This window comes from Paraburkholderia sp. IW21 (genome assembly GCF_041321145.1).
Taxonomy (GTDB): domain Bacteria; phylum Pseudomonadota; class Gammaproteobacteria; order Burkholderiales; family Burkholderiaceae; genus Paraburkholderia.
The window spans coordinates 86,228-105,046 of sequence record NZ_JBGGWA010000003.1 but is presented as its reverse complement, the minus strand read 5'-3'; the positions used below and the strand labels follow the sequence as shown (position 1 = coordinate 105,046).

The following is an 18,819-nucleotide window of genomic DNA, read 5'->3' as shown; positions in this document are numbered from 1 at the left end:
AGCAGGGCGGCGGGAGTCAGGCACGCGCGAAGGATGGCCGCGTGATGAAGCATCTCGGCCGCGTCGCCGCGCTTGCCGGCTTACTGGTGTCACTGTGGCTGGTCTGTCACGACAACCCCGGCGCCGTGCTCGACGCGCTGCGTGCCGCGGGCGCGGGTCTCTTGCTGGCAGCGATCGCGCACGTGCTGCCCATGCTCGCCAATGCCTGCGACTGGCGCTCGCTGATTCGCGGCGCGAACCGGCCGGGCATCGCCAATATGCTGCATCTCGTCTGGGTGCGCGAATCCGTCAATAGCATGTTGCCAGTGGCCCGTATCGGCGGCGAGGTAGTGTCGTTCCGGATGCTCAAGCGTTGGGGCGTGCGGCCGCCCACGGCGGTCGGCAGCATCATCGTCGATATGCAGCTCACGGTGATCAGCCAGTTGCTGTTCACGATGGTCGGCATCGGTTTTCTGTTCGCGCACGCCCACTCCGACACGCTGCGGCTCGCCGGGCAATTGGCGTGGGGCGTCGTGGTGCTGACGCCGCTGCTGGTGTTGTTCGCCCTCGTGCAGCACGCCAGTCCGTTCGAGCGCATCACGCGCATGCTCAATCGCATGACGAGCGGCAAGCTCGCCGCGCTCGTCGGGCAGTCCGCGCAGATCGATCAGGCCATCAAGCTGATCTGGCGGCGGCGCGGCGTGGTGTTGCGCTATCTGTTCTTCTGGCAACCGCTGCAATGCTTCCTGACGTCGCTGGAAATCTGGCTCGCGCTGTACTTTCTCGGCGTGCACGTGACGCTGGTCGAAGCGGTGGTGATCGAATCGCTGATCCAGGCGATCAGCAGCGCGGCTTTCTTCGTGCCCGGCGGCCTGGGCGTCCAGGAGGGCGGTTTCATTCTGATCGGTGGCGCGCTGGGCCTCGATCCTTCCATCTGCCTCGCGCTTGCCGGCGCGCGGCGCATTCGTGACCTGCTGATCTTCGTGCCCGGGCTCGTGGCGTGGCAATTTGCCGAGTCGTCGAATCGCGCGCCGAAGCGGGCGGAACGCGCAGGACAGACCGCGGTGAGCGAGGCAGGTCAGCGCTAGGGCGGCACGAACGCGAAACGCTTCCCTTGTTCGCCCGACTCCGCAAAGGTCTTGTCCGCGGTTTCCGCAGCAGTCGTATCGGTTGCCTCAGCGACACCCAAAGGACGCCCTCAGCGCCCGCCCGCATAAGCAGGAAACGACACTTCGACCGCGAGGCCGCGCTCGTCGATGCCCGCGCCGAGACGCAGGCTCGCACCGAAATGTTCCGCGATCCGCGCCACGATCGAGAGGCCGAGCCCGCTGCCGGTTGCGTGAGCGCCGGTCGCGCGGAAAAATCGATTCGTCAGGCGAGCGAGATCGCTGGGTGCGACGCCGGGACCGTCGTCGCGTACGGTCAGCTGAACCCGGTCGACGTCATGCTGTACCGCCACCTCCACGGTGCCGCCGGTGTGCCCAAACTTGATCGCGTTATCGAGCAGGTTATCGAGCAGGATGCCGATCAGCACGGGCTCCGCCTTGATCTCGGCGCGCAGGTCGCCAGTGAGCGTCACACGAATGTTTTTCTGCCGCGCGTTGCGTTCATTGGCAAGCAGCGCGTCTTTTGCCACCGCTGCGGGCCTGAGCGGCGCCGTCGACATTTTTTCGTGCGCGTCCAGACGCGCAAGCAGCAGCAATTGCTCCGCGAGCCGCGCGCTGCGATCGACGCCTTGCACCACGCGTTGCATTGCCAGCTGCCGTAGCGCCGTGTCCGGTTCGGCCAGTGCGACTTGCGCCTGCACCTTGATCGCGGCAAGCGGCGTCTTCAGTTCGTGGGCGGCGTCGGCGGTAAACGCGCGTTCGCGCTCGATGGAGTGCCGCAGGCGCGACAGCACGAGATTGATTGCATCGACGAGCGGCCGCACCTCGGTCGGCGCCCGGCCGATGTCGACCGGTTCCAGCCGGTTGATATCGCGCGCGCGGATTGCGCCCGAGAGGAGCTTCAGCGGCGCGAGACTCCAGCCGATGCTGAACCACACCAGCAGCGCCAGCACCGGTAGCGCCAACAGCGTGGGCCGGGCGATCCGGCTCGCGACGCCGCTTACCAGATCGCTGCGCGTATTGGCCGGTTCGAACACGCGCACGGTGTGGCCGAGCGGGGTGTCGCGCAAGGTGAACGAGTGCCACAGCTGACCGCCCAGCGTGATGGTTTGCGCGCCGCTTGCGGCCGGCACGGGCAGGTCCCACGCCTGCAGTGCATGCAATTGCGGGCTGCCCGCCAGCACCTCGCCGTTCGCGTTGCGCACCTGGAATAGCGCGTCGCGCGGCAGGGAGTCGTCGTCGTCGCTATCGTTGGCGCCGGGCTCGCCGCCTTTTTCTTCCTCGCGCACGTCGATGCGCGCATTGGCAAGCGTGGTCAGATTGCGCTGGTCGAGCAGTGCGAGGATTTGCGCGAGCTCAGCGAGGCGCGCCTGTTCCCATTCGGCGACTTCGCGCGTGGCTTGACCGTAGCTCGATATCAGCGCGATGCCCCAGATCAGCACGATGCTGGTTAAGACCAGCAGCATCAGGCGCCGGCGGATCGATGCCGACATCAGGCTTTCTCCACCACATACCCGATATTGCGCACGGTTCTGATCAACTTGGCACCGAGCTTTTTGCGCAGATTGGACACGTGCACCTCGATCGCATTGCTTTCGATTTCTTCCTGCCATCCATACAAACTCTCTTCAAGGCGCGAGCGCGACTGGGGGATCCCCTGATTGATCAACAATTGCATCAGGATCGCCCATTCACGCGAGGTGAGGGACACGCGCGTTTCGCCAACTTCGACGGTTTGCGCGGCGGGATAGACCGTCAGGTCCTGATAGCGGATGATCTCGACACTGCGGCCTTGCGCGCGGCGCAGCAGGGCCCGGCAACGGGCGATCAGTTCGGTCAGGTCGAAAGGCTTGCCGAGGTAGTCGTCAGCGCCGGCTTCAAGGCCGTCCACGCGGTCGGCCACCGTGCCTTTGGCGGTCAGCACCAGCACCGGCACGTCCTTGCCGGCGTCGCGCAGCCGCCTCAGAAGCTCCATGCCCGACACCCGTGGCAAGCCGAGATCGAGCAGTACGAGCGCATAGGCGGTGGTGTCGAGCGCGAGACCGGCCTTGTGGCCGTCACGCGCCCAATCGACGGTGAAACCGGCTTGACGGAGTCCCGCTTCGATACCGCAGCCGATCAGGTCGTCGTCTTCTACGAGGAGTACGCGCATGGATAAGAGATTCCGTTCGATGTTTATTGCATGGCGGCAACCGCTTTTAAGCACGCGCCGAACCGCGCATTCGAAGTGTAACCAGCATATTGCTTACATGCTTTATACCTCTTTCTTCCTTAAGGTTACCTTCAGCTTGAATCGATACTATCGGCATTCAGCGGTTTAATGCCGCGCGCTCATCCTGGGCGCGCAAACTACGTCGTGTAATCAGAACATCGCGACTTAATCGTAAGCACATCGATGGAATGTACGGCCGGTGCTGGTGACCGGAAAATCGCGCTGCTGCGTATCGCCGTGCATCCCGTCAGGTCACGAGGCCACGCCATGAAGCCAGTCACTGTCGACATGCTGCGAGCCCATCTGATGGCGGCTTCACTCACGGCTATGGGTACCGAAGTCTTCGCTTTGCTGGCGCTGCTGGTCTTGCCGGTGTCCCGGCAGGTCTTCGGTTCCGCAACGTTCCAGCTCCTTGCGCTCGCGCTGATTATCGGCGGCGTGATCGTGATGCGGCGATTCGCGTATGCCGCCTTCGAGCTCGCCATTCAGAGTCGTCATGCGATCCCGCATATCGGGCCCACGCGGCCAGTGTCGGTCGCGGCGAATTGTCCGAGGCGCTGGCTCGTCATTCTTCATTTGCGCTTTACGGGCAGACCGTTCGTGCTGGCCGGGTACTGACGGAACCAGGCGATGGCAGCGCACGCATTGACGACATGCCAATGGGTTCTGCTAGCCGGCTGCATGGCGGCTTCGCTTTACGCGATGCTGGCGGCGGTGGCCATGCCGTTCTTCGCGGCGCGCCGCGCCGGTGCCGCGAGTGCCGCCACCCGGGCGTCGCATCCGCTGCATCCCTTCGCCAATGTGGGCGTGAGCGTGCTCAAGCCGCTGTGCGGCGCCGAGCCGCGTCTTTACGAAAATCTCAGGACTTTTTGCGACCAGCGCCACGGGCATTTCCAACTGGTGCTCGGGGTGTCTTCACCGGACGATCCCGCCATCGCCGTAGTGCGCCGTTTGCAGGCCGCCTTTCCGATGCACGACATCGAGCTCGCGGTCGATACCCGCGTGCACGGCAGCAATCTCAAGGTTAGCAATCTGATCAACATGGCGGAGCGGGCGCGTCACGACGTGATCGTCGTTGCCGACAGCGACATTGCTGTCGAAGCCGATTATCTCGACACCGTGGCCGCGCCGCTCGCCGATCCGCGTGTGGGCGTGGTGACCTGTCTTTACGTGGCGCAGGGCGTCGGCGGCTTCTGGCCGCGAGTGGGTGCGCTCTTCATCAACGAGTGGTTCGCGCCATCGGTGCGCGTCGCGCACGCGGCCGGTTCGCGCCGCTTCGGTTTCGGCGCGACGCTCGCTTTACGTCGAGCGACACTCGAGCGTATCGGCGGTTTCGACGCGCTAAAAAATTGTCTCGCGGACGATTACTGGCTCGCCGAACACGTGCGCGCGCTCGGGCTTCGCACGGTGCTCTCGCGCGTGATGGTGGCCACCGATGTCATCGAGCCAAACTTTTCGGCCTTGTGGCAGCGCGAGACACGCTGGCTGCGCACGATCCGCTCGGTGAACCCGCTGGGCTTCGCGTTTCTGTTCATCACGTTCCCGACGCCCTGGCTCTTTGTCGGCGCATGGCTCACTAGCGGCTTTGCGGGAGGGGCGTTTGACGGAGTACACCTGTGGGCGGCGCTTGCGAGCGGCGCCAGCACGGCAGCGGGTTTTGCCGCGCGCATGCTGCTGCATCTGCGTGCCGCGCGTCATGAACGCACTTTCTGGCGCGACCTGCCGCTTGTGCCGTTGCGCGATACGTTGCTGACATTCCAGTGGCTTGCCGGTGCGTTCGGCTCGTACGTGGTGTGGCGCGGCGCGCGCGTGCCGGTCGAGGCATCCGCGTCGGCGGCGCGCGGTGCGGGGTTGGGTGTGATGGATGTCATGGAGACTTCGGATGGCGGCTAAGCCACGCGGGCTGATTGTCACTGCCGACGATTTCGGCCTGCATTCACGGGTCAATCTGGCAGTCGAACATGCGCACCGGCACGGGGTGCTGACGACCGCGAGCCTGATGATCGGCGCACCTGCCGCGCGCGATGCGGTGGCGCGCGCCCGCGCACTGCCAGGGTTGCGAGTCGGGCTGCATCTGGTGCTGGCCGACGGCGATGCGGTCGCGCCGCGCGCGGACATATCCGCATTGCTCGACGGGCATGGCCGCTTTGGCGACAACATGGTGCGAGACGGGGTACGGTTTTTCTTTTTGCCGCATGTTCGGCAACAATTGGCGCGAGAGATTCGCGCGCAGTTCGAGGCGTTTGCCAGGACCGGTTTGACGCTCGATCACGTCAACACGCACAAGCATTTTCATTTGCATCCTACGGTGCTCGGATTGATTCTGGAGATTGGCCGGGAGTATGGGATGCGGGCCATGCGCTTGCCGTTCGAGGTTAGCGCGCCGCTGTGGTTGAGGCCGTGGATTTCACAGGTGCGGGCGAAGCTGGATCGTGCTGGGGTTGTGCACAACGATTATGTGGTTGGGATTGCTGATAGTGGGCGGATGGATGAAGCGGTGTGGCTTGCTGCGCTCGCCAGTTTGCCCGATGGAGTAGGGGAGATTTATTGTCATCCTGCCTTTGCCGGCGATCGGGCGTTGAGTCGGGGGATGCTGGAGTATCGGCATGCGGATGAGTTGCAGGCGCTCTTGTCGCCAAGGGTCGCTGCTGCGATTCGGGGGGTGGGTGTTAGGGTGGGTGGGTTTGGGGATGTGTTGGGAGTGTAAGTTTTTTTTTGCCTGCTCGGCGTTTGTTGGTGGTGGTTTTTATGGCTTTGGCCTTTTCTTGTTTTGTTAGTGGTCTATTGGCGTTGCCCCTGTGCGGGGCGGCACTTACTTCTCTTTGCCGGCTGCAAAGAGAAGTAAGCAAGAGAAAGCAGCTCAAACCGCTAATGCTAAGCGGCTCCCGCAGCCCGCAAACGGTAGTGGCTCCGTGGAATCCGTGTTCTCGCACATTCGGCGTTAGTGACAAAGGCGTCATACTTCCGGCGGCGCTGCGCGCGCCGAAGGGTGCTTCATCAAACCACTCACTGCGTTTTTACGCTGGCGTTTCGCTTGGTGCGGTAACTCACCGTTGCGTTGCCCCTGACTTTGCGGGGCGTCCCCCTTTATTCGATATCCGAAATTTTCATGGGTATGCGCAACCTGGCGGCAGCTCGTGGGGCAACGGCACCTCGAAGTACGGCCACATTTCAGCGCCTCGCCGAGGCGAAGCCGACGGCCCTCGCTGCGCCGAGGCGAAGCCCCTGGTTTCCCATGCAGACCGGTCCGCGACGCACGCAGTGCGGAGTGGGAGCTGATGACACCTTTGTCACTCGGGGTTGACGGTACGAGAGCCCGGATTCCACGGGGCCACTACCCCCTCCAAGCCAAGGGGGCCGCTTAGAATTAGCGGTTTGAGCCGCTTTCTTTTGCCTACTTTTCTTTGCGGCGGCAAAGAAAAGTAGGTGCCCCCCCGCACAGGGGGAACGCTAATAAACCACAACCAATTCAAGGAGAGGCCAATGCCATAAAAACCCCCACAATAAGCGCCGCCGCCAAAGGCAAAACCCCCCTTTATAAAACCCGCTTCGTCATCAACAACTTCAACAACACAGGCAACAACAACAAAACCAACGGCAACTGCACAATAAGCCCAGAAATAATAGCAATCGCCAGAGGCTGCTGCATAGCCGACCCTTGCCCAAGAGCAAACGCCAGCGGCAACAACGCCAGAATAGCGGCAATCGTGGTCATGGCAATCGGCCGCAACCGATTCCGCCCAGCGGCGATCAGCGCTTCCTCAAACACCGCGCCTTCATCCCTGATGAGCCCCTGCAACTCGGATACGTAAAAAATCGCCACCTCGGTCACGATACCGATAATCATCGTCATCCCCATCATCGCGGAGATGTTCAACTCGATTCCGGTGATCCATAACCCAATAAACACCGCGCCCGCTCCCAGCAACGGCATCGCCATCACCGCCAGCGCGACGCGGAAGCGCTCGTACAGAAACAGCAGCAACCCAAACACCAACGCAATCGCAGCGCCGAACACGGTCAACAAACCCTTGAACGCAATCTGCTGTTGCTGGTACAAGCCGCCCAATTCGTAATACACGCCGCTCGGCAACAAGCTCTTGTCGCTAAGCGTCTTCTGCACGTCGGCGATCGTCGAGCCCAGATCGCGGCCATCGATACGTGCCGTGACGGCCACCATCCGCTTGAGGTTGTCGCGGCTGATTTCCGGCTGGCCGGTCACGGTCACCTGATCGGCGACACGACGGAGCGCGAACAGATGGCCGTCAGGCGCGCGAATCTGCAACTGGCCCAGTTGCGTATCGGTCAGCTTCAATGCGCCGGCCACGTGCACTCGCACGCCGACTGTCTTCGGCCCGGTCTGGAATTGCGTCGCCACGTTGCCTTGCACCATGTCGGCGACCGCCTGCGCAATCGACTGCGGGTCCATGCCCTCGGCCGCAGCAGCGTCAGGCCGGATGTGCAGTTCGAGCGCGTCGCCGGCCGGGTTGATGCCGTCGTTCACGTCCACCACGCCTTGAATCTTGCCGATCTGCGCGGCCACTTTGCGTGCAGTCGTGTCGAGCGTGTTCTGGTCGTCGGAATAGATCTTGATCTGCACCGGCTGCGGTACCGCGGTCAGGTCGCCGATCAGGTCCTCCATCAACTGCGCGAGTTCGATACTCACGCCAGGCACCTGTGTCTCGATCTTCGAGCGGATTTCTTCCATCACCGTTGCGATCGGCTCTCGACCGCTCGACTTCAAGCGCACGAAAAAGTCGCCCCGGTTGGGCTCGTTCAGGTCGCCGCCGAGACCGGCGCCCGTGCGGCGCGAGTAAGTCGCGACATTCGGGTTCGCGCTGATGATGCGCTCGACCTGTTTCATCAGCCGGTCGGTTTCGGTGATCGAGGTGCCCGGTTCGGTGTGGTAGTCGAGCACGAAACCGCCTTCGTCCATGCTCGGCATGAAGCCGCTGCCCACCCGCGTGAAGGCGAACGCGGCCACCACGATCAGCGGCACCAGCCCGAACAACACGAGAATCGGCCGCGCCGTGACGCGTTCGATCAGAAACGCGTAGCGCCGGTTCATCCATGTCGCGAAGCGGGTTTCCTTGTGCTCCTCGGCGTCTTTCGGTTTCAGCCAGCGGTCGCACAGAATGGGCACCGCGAGCCAGGTGACGAGAAACGAAATGAACAGGGCGCTTGCCATCGTCACCGAGAGTGCTTTGAAAAACGCACCTGTCACGCCCGACAGAAACGCGAGCGGCACGAAAATGATCAACGTCGCCGCCGATGAACCGGCAAGCGGCCGCGTGAATTCGAGCGCCGCCGCCATCACGCGGCCGTGGAACTTGTGCGCGCCGGCTTCGCGCATGCGTCGCACGATGTGTTCGATCATGACGATCGCATCGTCGATCACGAGGCCCACCGCCGCGGCCATCCCGCCGAGCGTCATGATGTTGAAGCCCATGCCGAACACGTCGAGCAACAGGATCGTCGCCGCCATCACCACGGGCACCAGCGCGACGGCGATCGCGGTGATCTTCCAGTTGCGCAGGAAGGCAAACAGCGTGAATGCCGCCAGCACCACGCCGATCATGATTGCGTCGCGCACGCTGGTCGCCGAGGCGACCACCAGTTCGCTCTGGTCGTACCAGTTCGAGAGATGCACGCCCGCCGGCATCTGATGCTGGAAGTCGGCGAGCTTCGCGCGGATGCCCTTGGCCATCGTCACGCTGTTGGCGCCCGGCTGCTGATAGACGTTGAGCAGCACGGCGTCCTGACCGTCGGCGGTGACGCGCATCCACTGCGGCACCACGCCCTGACGGACCGTTGCGATGTCGCCGAGGCGTATTTGGGTCGCGCCGTTGGCCGACACCACCACGTTGCGCAGTTCGTCGAGTCGCGTGATGGTGCTGTCGGCAATCACGAGGTACAGCTTGTCGTGATCTTCGATGCGGCCAGTGGCCATCAGCACGTTGCTCGCGCCGATCGCCCTGGAGACATCGGAAAGCGCGATTTTGTACGCGGCGAGGCGCGCCGGATCGATCGCGACTTCGAACTCGTCCTGCGCCCCCCCCATCACATCGACGCGCGCCACGCCTTCCACTGACGACAACAACGGCCGCATCTGGAACTGCGCCAGATCGTGCAACGCTGAGAGCGACTGTTGCTTCGAGGTGAGGCTGTAGGCGAGGACTGGAAAGACCGTGGGGTCCATGCGCCGCACCTGCATCGAGGTGCCTTGCGGCAGCTTCGCGAGAATTTCGCTGATCGCCGACTGGGCCTGCAACGTGGCTTGCGCCATGTCGGTGCCCCAGTCGAAATTGATCGAGATTTCGGCCGCGCCGCGGCTCGTTTTCGACTCGACGTCGCGTACGTTCGGCACGCGGCGCAAGGCTTCCTCGACCGGCATCGTGACGAGCGCCGCCATTTGTTCGGCGGGGCGGTCGCCCGCGTCGAGCGCGACCACCGCGCGCGGAAACGCGACGTTGGGGAACAGCGAAATCGGCAGGCGAAACGCCGTGAGCGCGCCCGCGAGCGCCAGCAACGCGATCACGAACAGCAGCGAGCGCCGGTGCTTCTGCATCCATTGACCGAAATTCATCGCGGCGCGCCTCCGCGTGCTTGCACCGCCATGCCGTCCTTCAACTCATAGTTGCCGCTGACAACCAGCCCTTGCGCGGCGTCGATCGGACCGTCCACGCCGTACTGATTGCCGTTCTCGACCTGCGTGACGACCGCCACGCGGTGCGCCTTGTTTTGCGGCGTGATCTGGAATACGTAGGCGCCCTTATCGTCCTTCAGCACGGCGGCGCGCGGCACGACCCAGTGCATGCCGCTTTTCGTGGCGATGTCGGCGCTGACACGGGTGCCCGGAATGAACGCGGTCTGTCCGAGCGGGACGTTCGCGCCAACGTTGACGAGCTGGCTTTGCTGATCGACCGATGCGCCGACCAGCACCACGTGGCCGTCCGCCGCGGCCTTCGCGAGCGAGGTGGACAGGCCGTGCAGCGTGACCATGTCGCCGGCGTGGATGGCGGTGACGTCCGACGGCTCGACCCCGAGCATCACGTTCGCACGGGCATCGCGGCCGTTGCCGCCGGCCAGTTGCAGGATCGCGGCGCCGGGCTGCACCTGATCGCCCTGAGCCGCCGAGATCTGCAAAACCACGCCGTCGAGCGGCGCCACGATGATCTTGTTGCCGCTTGCGACACCCGTCTGGTTCTGCGCGGCGAGGGCCTGCTGCGCGTCCTCGGCGGCCTTGCGCGCGGTGGCGAGCTGCGATTGCGTGGCCAGGCCCTTGTCGTACAGCGATTGCGTGCGTGCCAGTTCGCCTTGCGCCAGCGTGACGGCGCTTTTCGCCTGCGTGGCGGCAAGCACCACGGCAGGATCGGCTTGCACGACGAATAGCGGCGTGCCGCGCGTCACGCGCTGGCCGGCCTGCACGCGCATCTGCACAATGCGCGCGATGTACGGCAGATTGATGGTGGTGAGGTTCGATACGGAGGCCGCGACGATGCCATACGCACGGACCGGTTGCGCGATGGTGGCGCGCTGCACGCGTACGGTTTGCACGGATACGACGGCTTTGTCGGCGGTATTGTCGGCAGCGGGGGCACTGGCTCCGCTGGCCGCACCGGCTGCATGGACGACGGCGCTCATCAGCAAAGCGCAGGCAAGCGTCATCGCATACGAGGCGACGCGCGGCCGCCGCGTCGGAAGTTGACTATTTCGCATGAGTTTCCGTGAAGGTCTGAGCGGAAGAAAAGGCGTCGGGAATCGCGCTGCCCAGCAGCGCCTGCAATCCGACGCGTTGTTCGGCGAGCGATTCGCGCAGCGTGGCGACGTCGATCCGTTTGGTGAGCGCGGCGCTTTGCGCGTCCGTGTAGGCGCCGAGCGTGAGGTTGTGTTCCGCGTAGGCCGCGGCCGCATGCTGCGCGGCGACATCGACGTCGGGCAGCGCGGCTTCGGTCTGCTGCAATTGCCGCGTGAGAATGACGCTGTCCGCGCGCAGATGGGCGACATCGGCGTAGGCCTGATTCAGGCGCGTCTGATATTCGTCACGCAGACGCTGACGCGTCGCTTTTTCGATCGCGACGTTGCCCTGGTTGCGGTTGAAAATCGGCAGGCTCAGATTGATCTGGAAGCCGGTGGTGTAAATGTTCGACGTGTCGCGCGCGCGCACGAAACCCACCGACAGGTTCGGGAACTGGCTGAGAATGGCCGCGCGGTATTTCTGCTCCTGCGCTTCATAGCCCGCTTGCAGGGCGATCAGGTCCGGGCGGCGCTGTGCGAGCCTGGCGAGCGCTGCGTCGAGCGTCGTGTCGGATAGTCCGGTGGTGTCTTCGTTGCCGGTGAGCTGCAGTTGCACCTCCGGCGAAAGACCGAGCAGCGCGTTCAGATCGTGATGTGTCTGTTCCGCCGCGCGCTCGGCGTCGATATATTGCTTGCGCGCGTCGCTGTAGGCGGTGAGCGCGGCCGTCAGTGTGTCGTCGGTCAGATCGCCGTCGCGGTGCGCTTGGGCCATGCGCTCGTAGCGCGTGCGCGCGAGATCCCGCTGCTGTTGCAGGAGCGGCAGCGCGTCCTGCTGGAAGCGTGTCTTGATGAACAGCTGCCGCGCCTGGGCGACGATCTGCCATTCCTGCCACAGTAAGCCGAGATCCGTCCTGGCCACTGTCGCGTCGGCGGATTGTTTGTTCGCGCTGCGCAGCACGATGGCCATCACGTCGATGCTCAAGCCGTAATTGAATGCTCGAGTGGTGCCGGTCGCGCCCGGATAATCGCTCGACACGCTCAGTTGCGGATCGGGCAACAGCCCGGCTGAATAAGCCTGAGCGCGGGCGATGCCGAGGTCGTCGCGAGCCACCTTCAGATCGGGATTGTTCGCCACTGCGAGCATCGCGACTTCCTCGATGTCGAGTCCGTCGGACGGATCGAAACGATGCGCGGCCAGTTCGGGCAGCGGCATGCTCGACGGGTCCACGCGGATGCGTTCGAGCGAACGGGCCGAGGTCGACGTATCTTGCGGCGCCAGCGGCTCAGGGTGATACCACGTGCAGCCGCCGAGCAGCATCGCGCAAATCGGTGCAAGGACGCGCAGCCGGGCCGCGGGGGTGGCCGCCCATCTGGCCGCCAGCGCAGCCACCGGCGTGGCCGGCCGCCTGGCTGATGAGGTCGCCGCTGAAATGGCCGCGGGTGCGGCGTTGAAAACGGGCAAAATCCGGCTCCTGAACAAAAAGGGGGGGCAGCCGCGAGCGGATGCCGCAGAGGTGCCGATTCTGCTGATCGGGAGCTTAAGGAACGCTTAACGGAAATTAAGCGTCCCATAAGTATCCCTTCAGCGTTGCTTAAGCCTCCCATAATGAAGGCATAAGGAAACGTTAAGCTGACGGGCCGGATAATGCGGGCAAATTGAAGAGAGGAGAGACCATGCGTCTGCTACTGGTCGAAGACGACGACATGATCGCGGAGACGGTATTGGGCGCGATGCGGCGCTCGGGCTACGCGATCGACTGGGCCGAAGACGGCCGCGCGGCAGAGTTGTCGCTGGGTAACGGCGTGTACGACCTCGTGCTGCTCGACCTCGGCTTGCCGAAAAAAGACGGCATCGACGTACTCAATGCCTATCGCAAGAGCGGCGGCGCCGCGCCGGTGATCATTCTGACCGCCCGCGACGCGGTCGACGAACGGATTCGCGGCCTCGATGCCGGCGCCGACGACTACCTGATCAAACCATTCGACCTCGACGAACTGGCCGCGCGCGTGCGCGCCCTATTGCGGCGGCGTACCGGCCAGAAGCAACCCATCTACGCGCACGGCGAGCTCACACTGGACCCCGCGGCGCACGAAGTCACCAAAGATGGCGAGCCGTTGCCCCTCGTGCCGCGCGAGTTCGCGCTGCTGCAGGCGCTGATCGAAGAGCCCACGCGGGTGTTCACCAAGGCCGAACTGGAAGAAAAGCTGTACGGCTGGGGCGAGGAGGTGGGCAGCAACACCATCGAAGTGCACGTGCACAGCTTGCGGCGCAAGATCGGCGCGGAGCAGGTGGTGACGGTGCGCGGCGTGGGCTATCGTCTGAAGAGGTGCTGATGACGTCGATTCGCCGCTGGCTGCTGGGCTGGCTGATTTTTGGGCTGGCAGCGGCCTCGGGCGTGGCCGGCTACGGCATCTTTCATACCGCGCGCGAGGAAGCCAGCGAACTGTTCGACTACGAGCTGCGCACGGTGGCGCTGTCGTTGCCGTTGAATCTCGCGAGCGCCGGCGACGGCGAACACCGCAGCCCCGACATGGGCGATCTGGCCGACGACCGGGTCGTCATCGAAATCTGGGACCGTACCGGCAAGCTCGTCTATCACTCGATGCAGGCGCCGGTATTCGCGCGCTTACCTGCGGGCTTCAGCACCGTCGAGCGCGGCGAGAACCACTGGCGCACGTTCGGGTTGGAGCAGCAAGACCGTTACGTCCAGGTGGCGCAGCCGATCTCCGTGCGCGAGGACCTGGCATTGCAACTGGCGCTCCATACGTTATGGCCGCTCGGTGTGCTGGTGCCGGTGACGATCGTGCTGGTGCTGCTGGTGGTGGCACGAGGGCTGGCGCCGATCGGCGGACTGACGCGCGCGTTGACGACCCGCTCGATCGATTCCCTGGAGCCGTTTCATCTGGACGGCGCCGTGCCGATCGAAATCAAGCCGCTGGTGGAAGCGCTCAACGATCTGCTACAGCGGCTGAACGCGGCGTCGCAGGCGCAGCGCACGTTCATTGCGGATGCCGCGCATGAGTTGCGCTCGCCGCTCGCCGCGCTGAAGTTGCAATTGCAGGCTGCTTCGCGCGATGGCTCGTTAAAGGGCGAAGGGCAAACCCTGGAGCGTGTCGAGGGGCGGGTCAACCGGATCATTCATCTGGTGCAGCAGTTGTTGACGCTGGCGCGTGAGGATGCGCATCCGGTGACATCGAGGGTGCCGGTGAGTTTGCGCCGGATCGGCGAGCAGGCCGTGGGGGATTGTTCGTTGCTGGCGGAGACTAAGGAGATCGATCTCGGGCTTGAATGTGAGGGCGCGCGCAGCGGTAATGATGCTTATACCGTGCTGGCTGAGCCGCATGGGATGAGTGTTTTGTTGGGGAATCTGATCAACAATGCGATTCGGCATACACCACGGGGTGGGCGCGTTGATGTGATCCTCAAGCGGTCCGGCGAGCGGGTGGGATTTGACGTCGTGGATAGTGGCTCCGGAATACCGGAGGCTGAAATCGAGCGGGTTTTCGATCGGTTTTATCGCGGGGAAGAGGCTCAGGGCGAAGGTAGCGGGCTCGGTCTTGCCATCGTGTCCCGGATCGCCGCGCGGCATCAACTGCACCTTTCCATGCGGAATAACGATGGACGGGCTGGGTTGTGTGTGTCGGTTTTTGGCCTGACGGCGTGTGAGCTTGCGGGTCCCGTTCCGGTTAAAAGTTGAGTGGACGCGGTCGCCGGGCGCGAGCGTGTTTCCACACGCTGATACAATCTCATCTTTCTCGATTGATTGTGCGCTATGGGTTTCGAACAACTCGCTGAATTGAAGAAGCAACTGGCCGCGGCCCGCGCCGAAGCTGCGCCGGCGGCCAAGCCTGTCGCCAAGCCCGGCGCGAAGCTTGCCCGCAAGCCTTCGCCGCCGCGCCGCGCCGCGCCCGCTCCCAAGGTTGACGCGAAGCCTGTGGACCCGGTCGTGAAATCGATCGGTAAGCTGCAAAAGCGCTTCCCGAATGCCTTCCCGAAGAATCCGGCCCCCAAGCTGCCGCTGAAGGTCGGCATCTTCGAGGACCTCGTGGTTCACGCGAAGGAACTGTCGTTGACCGAAGCCGAACTGCGCGACGCGATCAAGACGTGGTGCCGTGGCAGCCGCTACTGGAAGTGCCTGGTCGAAGGCGCCGCGCGTGTGGATGTCTCGGGCGGCGAAGCGGGCAAGGTAACGGCGCAGGAAGCGGCCGGCGCACAGCGTCTGCAGGCGCATCGGGCGAACAAGGGTGCGCCTAAAGCGGCTGCCTCGCTGGCCGGCGCGTCCGCCGTTGCTTCGGCCGAAGCAGCAACCAACGCCCCAACCAACGCACCAACCAACGCACCAACTGAAGCACCAACTGAAGCAGCGGCCACCCCGCAAGGCGACCCGGATAGCCAGCCGCAGGGCGGCTCGACGGACACCCCGGCCGTCGATTCGACCACACCGCCGGCAACACCCCCGGCCACCACCGAAGCATAAAGAGGCCCCCACCCCGTCTAGGGGTGGCTGTCTTGCCGCGCCGCCCCCAACCGGCTGCGCACGAAGCCGACGTGCTCGCGCAGCACATAGAACGCGTCGGCATAGGCAAGCGGCATGCGCAAGCGGTTAAGCGACGCCTCGATCTGATCGAGTTCCTCGAAAAGCTTCTTGCGCTCTTCCTCGGTCGAATCGGCGAGTGCGCCGCGTTCGATCGCAATCAGCGAACCGTAATAGCGGTAAATGCGCGAACGCACGCGCCACCGGTACAACGCCGGGATCAGCCGCATTGCCGGAAACAGCAGCACGGCCATCGGCAGCAGCAGAACGAGCGTGCGGTCGCCGATGCTCGCGAGCCAGAACGGCAGCGCGCGGTATAGAAAGCTCTTGCCGGTCTTGTAGTAGCGCTGCGCATCTTCACTGATCTGATATTCATGGGCGACCGGGCTCGGGAATTCCCCCGCGTGCTGCAACAGCCCCGGCATGCCGTGCACTTCCTGCGCGGCCTCGATCAATAAGTCGGAAATGGCCGGATGCAGATGGGTCCGGGCCACGAGTTCGACCGTCGGGCTGATCAGATGGATGGTCTCGGGCGGAATTCTGCGCTTGAGATCCAGCACGCCGGGCGGCAGGTCGATCTCGTCGAGATACGGAAAGAGGCGCGTATAGGCGCTGGCTTCGTCGAAATTCATGACGGAGATGCCGGGCACTTTCAGGAGCCGCAGCATCAAACCCCGTGTGGCCGAGTCGCCGTTCAGGATCGCTGCGTCGACATTGCCCGCCACCAGTTGCGTGGCGGCCTGCAAGCCATCGCTTGGCACCAGCACGGTGTCGCCATCCGGTTCGATGCCATTTGCATCCAGCAGTTTGAGCGCCAGCAGGCGCGTGCCGCTGCCTTCGCGGCCAATTGCAATGCGTTTACCTTCCAGTTGTGAAAGCTGGGTGATACCCGTGCCGCGATAGAACACCACTACCGGAATATAAAAAACGCTGCCGAGCGACATCAGCGAAGACGTATCGAGACCATCGGCCACGCCGCCTTGCACGAGCGCGAGATCGACATGTTGTTTCGGGTCCAGCAGACGACGCAGATTCTGCACCGAGCCATCGGATTCGAGCACGTTCAGCGTGATGCCGTTCTGGGCGAGGATCTTCTTGTACTGATCGGCGGCAACGAGGAAGGAACTGTCGTGCGGGCCCGCGCTCATCGTGATCGTTTTCGGCGGTGCCGGATCGACCACCCAGACGATCAGCGTGGCCATCAGCACAACGAACGCGGCCACGATGACGTAAGGCAAGGTGTGATCGCGCCACGCCGCATGCAATGATCGCCGGGAAAGTGCGGGGGACGCGGGCGATGCGCTTTCATGGACACTCCATGCCGATGCCGGGATGACGCATTGTCCACTGTCCGCAGCGGGTTTGCCGTTGGCAGTTTGCTCTATTGCGGCGTCCGCCTGAATGCACGATAGGCCATGGCATAATCCGCGACAGCTTCGAATCGTGTTGCCGAGCGCATCTTGGGTCGTTTCCCTCGAAAGATTCGAGTCGCACTGGCGCGATGCCATGAACGCATCGCGATGTCGCCGTATGTCTTTTCGACTGTGGGCTCCGATGTCGTCACTCTTTCAGTAACCGAGGAGCCACGCGATGAAAAACGATCGACATGACGGGCTGCGTGCCGCACGGAATGTGCCGATGCTGATCGCAGGGCTCGCGTTTGCGAGCGCCGCTTTTGCGCATGTGTTTCCGCAGAAGCAGGAGCCTCGCGCGGGCGCGACGGTGGCGTCGCCCGCGCAGGTCCGCGCAGGTCCGCGTGATTTTCGACGGGCCGCTCGAGCCGTCGTTCAGTTCGCTGACGGTCACGGACGCGAGCGGCAAACAGGTCAACACGGAAAAATCCGGGGTCGACGCGCATCAGGCGGCGGCGATGGCGGTGCCGCTGCCGCCGCTCGCGCCTGGCCACTACATCGTGCACTGGGTAGCCGTGGCCTCCGACGGGCATCGCACGCATGGCGATTATGCGTTCGATGTGAAGTAGTCTGAAACAGTGGTGCGTTGCGTCATCGCCGGGGGCGATGACGCAACATGTCCGATCCCGCCTGGGATCGAACGCACGCGAAAAGTACTATCATCGAAAACAGGCATCAAGGGCCACGCTGTGCAACGCAGCAGCTTTTTGCCTCAGGGGAGAGAACTCATGACGGAGTTTGTGAAGGCACTCCTCGGCGAGGAAGGCGGCCATCAGCGCCGGCAGATCGCGTGGCTCTACGCGTTACTCCTTGCGTTCAATATTGCGGCATGGGTGGCGGCCTTCGTGGCGTTTCGCGGCTACCCGCTGCTGATGGGCTCCTGCCTGCTCGCATACTCGTTTGGTTTGCGGCATGCGGTGGACGCGGATCACATCGCGGCGATCGACAACGTCACGCGCAAGCTGATGCAGTCCGGCCAACGCCCGGTGACGGTGGGGCTGATGTTCTCGCTGGGACACTCCACCATCGTCGTACTGGCGACGCTCGGCATTGCGGCGACCGCCATGGCATTGCAAAGCCGGATGAGTGGTTTCAAGGAAACCGGCGCCATGATCGGCACGCTCGTGTCGACGTTCTTCCTGTTTGCCATTGCGCTCCTGAATCTGATCGTACTGCGCTCGGTGCTGCGCGCTTTTCGTCGCGTACGCCGGGGCGAACCTTACGTCGATGAAGATCTCGACATGCTGCTCGCCGATCGCGGCTTTCTCTCACGCATCTTCCGGCCGCTCTTTCGCCTGATTACCCGGAGCTGGCACATGTACCCGCTCGGCTTTCTGTTCGGCCTCGGTTTCGATACCGCAACCGAAGTCGGACTGCTCGGCATTTCCGCCGCCGGAGCCGCGCAAGGCATGTCGATCTGGTCGATTCTGGTGTTTCCCGTGCTGTTCATGGCCGGCATGACGCTGATCGACACCACCGACAGCATCCTCATGCTGGGCGCCTACGGCTGGGCCTTCGTGAAGCCGGTCCGCAAGCTCTATTACAACATCACCATCACGACGATTTCGGTGTTGGTGGCGCTGCTGGTCGGCGGCATTGAAGGACTCGGATTGCTGGCCGACAGACTGCATCTGAGTGGCGGATTCTGGCAGGCGGTGGGTAGTCTGAACGAGAACTTCGGCATGATCGGCTACGCGATCATTGGCGTGTTTCTGGCGAGCTGGTTATTGTCGGCGGCGGTTTACAAATGGAAGCGCTTCGAAGAAATGGAGATCCGTTCCTGAGCGTTTCGAACTCGCCCGCACGCAATGACATAAACCCTTAAGGGCTATTGTCAG

At 63.5% G+C, this 18,819-nt stretch carries 13 protein-coding genes and 2 pseudogenes; 9 read left to right on the top strand and 6 right to left on the bottom strand.

Annotated features, from left to right (window positions below; all coding sequences use genetic code 11):
- Positions 1-44 precede the first annotated feature (44 nt).
- Complete coding sequence (locus ACAX43_RS07745; protein ID WP_370708303.1) at positions 45-1,067, top strand: flippase-like domain-containing protein; 1,023 nt, start codon at positions 45-47, stop codon at positions 1,065-1,067.
- Between the two features lie 110 nt (positions 1,068-1,177).
- On the opposite strand, the gene ACAX43_RS07740 is transcribed toward ACAX43_RS07745, so the two are convergent.
- Together ACAX43_RS07740 and ACAX43_RS07735 are read right to left on the bottom strand one after the other, a co-directional pair.
- Positions 1,178-2,581 carry an ATP-binding protein gene (locus ACAX43_RS07740; protein ID WP_370708302.1) on the bottom strand — a complete coding sequence of 468 codons (1,404 nt, stop codon included), beginning with the start codon at positions 2,579-2,581 and terminating at the stop codon, positions 1,178-1,180.
- Positions 2,578-3,237, bottom strand: coding sequence for a response regulator (locus tag ACAX43_RS07735; RefSeq protein ID WP_370707828.1), 660 nt, complete (start codon positions 3,235-3,237; stop codon positions 2,578-2,580). The genes ACAX43_RS07740 and ACAX43_RS07735 overlap by 4 nt, the downstream gene beginning before the upstream one ends.
- A 327-nt stretch (positions 3,238-3,564) precedes the next feature.
- On the opposite strand from ACAX43_RS07735, the gene ACAX43_RS07730 reads away from it, so the two are divergent.
- From ACAX43_RS07730 to hpnK, 3 genes are read left to right on the top strand one after another with little or no spacing between them, the layout of a single operon-like run.
- Entirely contained in the window at positions 3,565-3,915 is a 351-nt protein-coding gene (locus tag ACAX43_RS07730) for a hypothetical protein (RefSeq protein WP_370707827.1), read from the top strand.
- Positions 3,916-3,927: 12 nt separating this feature from the next.
- Positions 3,928-5,190, top strand: a complete 1,263-nt coding sequence (gene hpnI, locus ACAX43_RS07725; protein WP_370707826.1) for a bacteriohopanetetrol glucosamine biosynthesis glycosyltransferase HpnI — start codon at positions 3,928-3,930, stop codon at positions 5,188-5,190.
- Positions 5,180-6,004 carry a hopanoid biosynthesis-associated protein HpnK gene (hpnK, locus tag ACAX43_RS07720; protein WP_370707825.1) on the top strand — a complete coding sequence of 275 codons (825 nt, stop codon included), beginning with the start codon at positions 5,180-5,182 and terminating at the stop codon, positions 6,002-6,004. The genes hpnI and hpnK overlap by 11 nt, the downstream gene beginning before the upstream one ends.
- Before the next feature lie 828 nt (positions 6,005-6,832).
- Here hpnK and ACAX43_RS07715 read toward each other — a convergent pair.
- From ACAX43_RS07715 to ACAX43_RS07705, 3 genes are read right to left on the bottom strand one after another with little or no spacing between them, the layout of a single operon-like run.
- Positions 6,833-9,883, bottom strand: coding sequence for an efflux RND transporter permease subunit (locus tag ACAX43_RS07715; RefSeq protein WP_370707824.1), 3,051 nt, complete (start codon positions 9,881-9,883; stop codon positions 6,833-6,835).
- A complete protein-coding gene (locus ACAX43_RS07710; RefSeq protein ID WP_370707823.1) occupies positions 9,880-11,016 on the bottom strand; it encodes an efflux RND transporter periplasmic adaptor subunit in 1,137 nt (378 codons plus the stop codon). The genes ACAX43_RS07715 and ACAX43_RS07710 overlap by 4 nt, the downstream gene beginning before the upstream one ends.
- Positions 11,006-12,496 carry a TolC family protein gene (locus ACAX43_RS07705; protein ID WP_370707822.1) on the bottom strand — a complete coding sequence of 497 codons (1,491 nt, stop codon included), beginning with the start codon at positions 12,494-12,496 and terminating at the stop codon, positions 11,006-11,008. The genes ACAX43_RS07710 and ACAX43_RS07705 overlap by 11 nt, the downstream gene beginning before the upstream one ends.
- Before the next feature lie 212 nt (positions 12,497-12,708).
- On the opposite strand from ACAX43_RS07705, the gene ACAX43_RS07700 reads away from it, so the two are divergent.
- The 3 genes from ACAX43_RS07700 (at position 12,709) to ACAX43_RS07690 (ending at position 15,512) form a co-directional block, all read left to right on the top strand.
- Positions 12,709-13,368 (top strand): response regulator, encoded by a 660-nt coding sequence (locus ACAX43_RS07700; RefSeq protein WP_370707821.1) that lies wholly within the window; start codon positions 12,709-12,711, stop codon positions 13,366-13,368.
- Positions 13,368-14,732 carry an ATP-binding protein gene (locus ACAX43_RS07695; protein WP_370707820.1) on the top strand — a complete coding sequence of 455 codons (1,365 nt, stop codon included), beginning with the start codon at positions 13,368-13,370 and terminating at the stop codon, positions 14,730-14,732. The genes ACAX43_RS07700 and ACAX43_RS07695 overlap by 1 nt, the downstream gene beginning before the upstream one ends.
- Before the next feature lie 75 nt (positions 14,733-14,807).
- Complete coding sequence (locus ACAX43_RS07690; RefSeq protein WP_370707819.1) at positions 14,808-15,512, top strand: ProQ/FinO family protein; 705 nt, start codon at positions 14,808-14,810, stop codon at positions 15,510-15,512.
- A 17-nt stretch (positions 15,513-15,529) separates the two neighbouring features.
- Here ACAX43_RS07690 and ACAX43_RS07685 read toward each other — a convergent pair.
- Positions 15,530-16,878 (bottom strand): annotated as a pseudogene (locus ACAX43_RS07685) (TAXI family TRAP transporter solute-binding subunit).
- Between the two features lie 329 nt (positions 16,879-17,207).
- Between ACAX43_RS07685 and ACAX43_RS07680 the strand changes: the two are divergent.
- Both ACAX43_RS07680 and ACAX43_RS07675 read left to right on the top strand, forming a co-directional pair.
- Positions 17,208-17,550: pseudogene (locus ACAX43_RS07680) on the top strand (copper resistance protein CopC).
- A 159-nt stretch (positions 17,551-17,709) separates the two neighbouring features.
- On the top strand, positions 17,710-18,765 hold the full coding sequence (locus ACAX43_RS07675) for a HoxN/HupN/NixA family nickel/cobalt transporter (RefSeq protein WP_370707818.1): 1,056 nt from the start codon (positions 17,710-17,712) through the stop codon (positions 18,763-18,765).
- Positions 18,766-18,819 lie beyond the last annotated feature (54 nt).